Raw genomic sequence first — 4,279 nt, 5'->3', positions numbered from 1 at the left:
CTGAACAAGGATCGGGACACGCTGCTGGCTTTCTATGACTTCCCGGCCGAGCACTGGAAACACTTGCGGACGACGGATGAGATGGACAAGCGATTTTTTTCGTGACCGAGATGACGATTGCAGACATCGCTACGTCGATTCTTTTGTTCGGCTGCGCCGCGGGTCATTCTTCCGTCCCGGCCATCGATCTCGAGCCGCCGCGCGCAGGGGCGGTCAAGGCTGGCCGCGTTTGCGGCCACCGCAAGGCTTGGCCTTGACTGGCCCGAGCACGGCGGCATGCTGGCGTGGAACGGGACTGCATTCCTGGCTGGCACTTGCCGTCAGACGGGATTACCCTCGGCGGGCGCGGGCGACCTCGTGGCGAAGCGTGGCGCATCGGCTGCAAGCGCCACCAGGCTGCCCTATTTTGTCTTGCCGAGCTGAGGCGCCCGCGCGCCGGTTTTTGGCCGCCGTGGTTTCCATTGCGTCACCAAGCGCTCGTAGCTTTGCTCCGCCTGTGCGGCAATCAACATCTCGCGGTCGCGCAATGCCTTGATGTTGTAGGCATACGCTGGCCCACGTCGGCTGCCTTTCTGTTGCGGATGTCCGGCTTGAAGCTGCATCGCGCGGGTCTTGATGGCGACCAGTGCCGGGCGTGCCCACAGGTAATCCTCGCCCTTCGTCAACAAATGCCAGCAAAGCACGGTGAGCTTCCGGGCCACGGCCACCGCGGCGATCTGATGGCCGCGCCGGGCGCGGATGCGCACGAAAAACGCATGCAGCGGACCGGGCGCCTTGGCCGCTGCCCAGGCCGCCTCGACCAGCATGGCGCGCGCGTGACTGCGGCCGATCTTGCTGATGCGGCCGTGATGAGCGGCGCCCAGTCCGGATTGCCGCACCCGCGGGTTCAGCCCAAAATAGCTCACCAGCTTCTGCGGGCTGTTGAACCGGCTTATGTCGCCGATCGCCGCCATGATGCCGGCAGCGACCGCCAAGTTGACGCCGGTGATCGTCATCAATCTGTTGACCGCGGAATCGTCTATGGCGTCCTGCGCGATCTCGCGGTCGAGCAGGGCCAGATCTTCCGCCAGCCGGTCAAGCTCGCGCACGTGCCGATCGATCGCTGCGCGCTCATCGTCCGGCAACGGTTGGGCGACCAACCACGTCCGGCCGCGGCCGTTGAAAAGATCGGCATGCGGGCACTTCGGGATCAGGTGCGCGTGCAGGATCGAATGCACCTCGTTTTTGAGCCGCGTGCGATGCCGCACGACCTGGTAGCGCCGCGCCACCAGCCGACGCTTGCGTTCCGTCTCCGCGTCAGGCGTCCAGATCTGCGGCAGGTACCCGGCCGCCTGGAGACTGGCGAGCGTGCCGGCATCAATCTTGTCGGTCTTGACGTGAGCCTGGGCGATCGCCTTCACCTGCAGCGGATTGGCGATAATCACCCGTGCCACGAACGGGGCCAGAACCCGCGATACCGCCATGCTGTTGCCAGTCGCTTCGACCACCACCTCATCACTGGCCAGCAGGGTCTTGCCAAATCCTTCCAACCCAGTCCGCGTCATATCAATGCGGCCCGCATGTCGGAGCCTGCCATCCTCCCAAACCACCACCTCCCCGAAAGTTCGGTGGACGTCGATGCCAATCACCCGTCGCATTCGCACCTCCTGCCAATCAGACCACAAGACGGGAGCTACGGGCGACACGACAACTACGGATTCGCGCTCTCAGCGCAACCGGGCGAGTCGCAGAGGCGGCCAGCTACTAACTCGAGCTCGCGGCTCATCGAATGCATCGGCCTGCCCGTACCTTTCGTGCTCCCGGTGCCTCTGTCCCGATGGTCGCACCATACGCTACGATCTTGAATATCGCAGCGGAACATCGGCACCGAGAAACTCTCATACCGGTTACCAACCCCATCGAAAGCACCTTCGCCACCGTGCGCCACCGCACCATCCGATCGAAAGGCTGCCTATCCAACAGGACGGCGCTCGCGATGGTCTTCAAACTGCTTGAGGCCGCGCACAAAAGCTGGCGTCGTCTCGATGGCCACAACCAGTTGCCAAAACTCGCTCTTGGTGTGACATTCAACGACGGGATCGAGGTCGTCGCTAAACCGACTGACCGTCAGCCCATAACCGCCGCCGCCTGACCGGCCCGCTCGTCACCAAAAATTGGCGATAGCTCGGCCATATGCGGCTGACCCAGTTCGGCTTTGTATTTCAGTTTCATTTCCTGCTGCCGGAATTCTCGATCACGGAAAATGTCGCACTGCCGATGCGTGCACTTGGCAAGCTTTCTCAAGCAGCGATGTCGGCTAGAGCCATGGAACTGCTCAACTCCTTCGGGCTAGGCGATCATCTGCGCAAACGTCCAGATCAACTCTCCGGCGGTCAGCGTCAGAGGGTAGCTGTGGCTCGCGCGGTCGCGAACGACTCGCGGGTCATCCTTGCGGACGAGCCGACCGGCAGCCTCGATTCCATCTCGACCATGCAAGTATTCGAAATCCTGCGCGATCTGCCCGGTTTCGGGGTCCTTGGTGGCAGTCCGAGCAGCGGATGGCCCTGATCGTCGCGACAGTGCAGCAGGATGGCGTATTGCCGCATGTAGCGATGTTCCCGGTAGACCTATTGTTGCCTCATCTATTTTGCTCCTACCAGGGAGCGAAGGAAGCCGCTCGCACAGCTGGTGGGCATTTCGAGCGCGACATCGGCGCGCTCGGTCCTCGACCGAGCGCTTGCAAAGCCACCAGACCGGTGATCGGGCGTGGTCAAGGCCGCCAGCCGCCGAAGGCGGTGGCGCAAAGCGCCAGCATTGAGCACGGTCGATCACAGGTCTACTTCACGCCGCCGTTCCTTTATCCAGCAGCGGCGGGCTTTCCAGTGATGTGTCGATCACGTGGGTTTGTGCTGCGTTTTCCCGGGAGCTAAACAACAGTGCGCTTGATTGCTCGCTGCCCCACGATTTGAGACGACTTCGAAGAGTTCGGAGTACTTTGCTCGGGTAAAGCCCAGGGCATTCTGCCTGAAGCTTGCAAAGGAGTTCGCTGCCGGTTCGCCACGGCTCGGCCTCGAACCATTCGCGCAGCTGTGGCGTAGCCTTGACGAGCGGATCAGGGCGTCGTCGCTCACGCTTCGGCTTCGCAATTGGCCTGTCGGTCCGGCGGACCGCTCCTTCTTTCCACGCGATTCGCAAGCTCGACAAAAACTGTTCGATCGGTGGCGCCGCAGTTGGATGGCTTGCTGGGGCGGCGGCGGTGAGACTGGCCAACTTCTCCTGCATGGCTCGGATATCGCGCAGTAAGGCGACCGGATCCAGGCGGGCATATATTTCATTGACGCTGGCGCGAACGTAAGCGTCCGGTGAGGAATTACCCACAGATTCTCCTCCGACCATGACACCTAGCGCTATGTCGGTGAGACGTGACAGCCCGCGCCACATGACGGTATTGCCGGGTGGCGGATCGCTGGCGCGGGCGAGATAACCGCCGAGCCGGGCGACCTTGATCAGATAGTGCGACAGCGTTTTCCGTCTTGCTTTTGGTCTGTCGTTCACGAGGCGATCGAGCACGCCGATTTCAGTCGCGGTCAACGCGAGGGTTGGCGGCGCGTCTGGAGCCGAACGGTTGAGCATCGTCATCCAAAAGACCCGCCAACTCAGGATGCAAAAGAGCGAGATCAGATTGGTCAGACGCTGGGCGGTCCTGAGCTTTGATTCCTCAGCTTTGCAGCCTGATTTGAGGATCTTGTGGAACACCTCGATCTTCCATCTCAAAGCATACCATTCGAGCTTCTCAATGGCGTCGGTGCGGGAGCTAACAGGCAGATTTGTGATCAGCTTCCACTCGATTTTCTTTCTATTCTTCGGCGTCCCGCGCTCTTCGGCATGGATCACCGTCAAGGTCAGCGCGGGATAGCGCTTCTGCTTTCCGATCGGCGGCAGGACGCGAAGCTTGCGATATCGGATCTCGAGAATGGCCTCGTCGGGATCGCCGTTGTTGTTTCTGACGTTGATGCGATGCAGTCCTTTGACGGCAGCCCCGCCTTCGAACCACCCGAAGTAACGTATCGTTGCTCACGGGCAGCATAAGTCTACGGGCAAAACTCGCGGCCGGGCGGCCACCCAAGGCAAGCCCAAGGTGATGGACGACCAGATCGAGCCGGGCCGTTCGCCGCGCCCACGGCGCCAGAGCGCCGTCATCGAAACGCTCGGTGAAAATACGTCGACCGCACATAACAGTAACGCAGCGGAAGCGGCGCGCCACGATCACCAGGCGAACCGGCCGCCCCGCCAGCGGCAG

Annotated in this window: 1 protein-coding gene and 5 pseudogenes; 2 read left to right on the top strand and 4 right to left on the bottom strand. The window is 61.9% G+C overall.

Annotated elements, in window-relative coordinates; translation table 11 throughout:
• Positions 1–401: 401 nt before the first annotated feature.
• Positions 402–1,619 carry an IS110 family RNA-guided transposase gene (locus tag AC0L3P_RS39335; protein WP_473309375.1) on the bottom strand — a complete coding sequence of 406 codons (1,218 nt, stop codon included), beginning with the start codon at positions 1,617–1,619 and terminating at the stop codon, positions 402–404.
• A 269-nt stretch (positions 1,620–1,888) separates the two neighbouring features.
• Here AC0L3P_RS39335 and AC0L3P_RS39330 point away from each other — a divergent pair.
• Positions 1,889–2,131, top strand: a pseudogene (locus tag AC0L3P_RS39330) (IS256 family transposase); the annotation flags it as partial.
• A 44-nt stretch (positions 2,132–2,175) separates the two neighbouring features.
• Positions 2,176–2,499, top strand: a pseudogene (locus AC0L3P_RS39325) (ABC transporter ATP-binding protein); the annotation flags it as partial.
• Positions 2,500–2,820: 321 nt separating this feature from the next.
• Here AC0L3P_RS39325 and AC0L3P_RS39320 read toward each other — a convergent pair.
• From AC0L3P_RS39320 to AC0L3P_RS39310, 3 pseudogenes are all read right to left on the bottom strand, one after another.
• Positions 2,821–3,345: pseudogene (locus AC0L3P_RS39320) on the bottom strand (hypothetical protein); the annotation flags it as partial.
• 93 nt (positions 3,346–3,438) lie between these two features.
• Positions 3,439–3,954: pseudogene (locus AC0L3P_RS39315) on the bottom strand (transposase); the annotation flags it as partial.
• A 64-nt stretch (positions 3,955–4,018) separates the two neighbouring features.
• A pseudogene (locus AC0L3P_RS39310) lies at positions 4,019–4,279 on the bottom strand (ISL3 family transposase); the annotation flags it as partial.

The sequence above is a fragment of the Bradyrhizobium sp. WSM4874 genome, assembly GCF_055811835.1.
The sequence above is the reverse complement of the archived record's forward strand: the minus strand, read 5'-3'. Positions and strand labels throughout refer to the sequence as shown.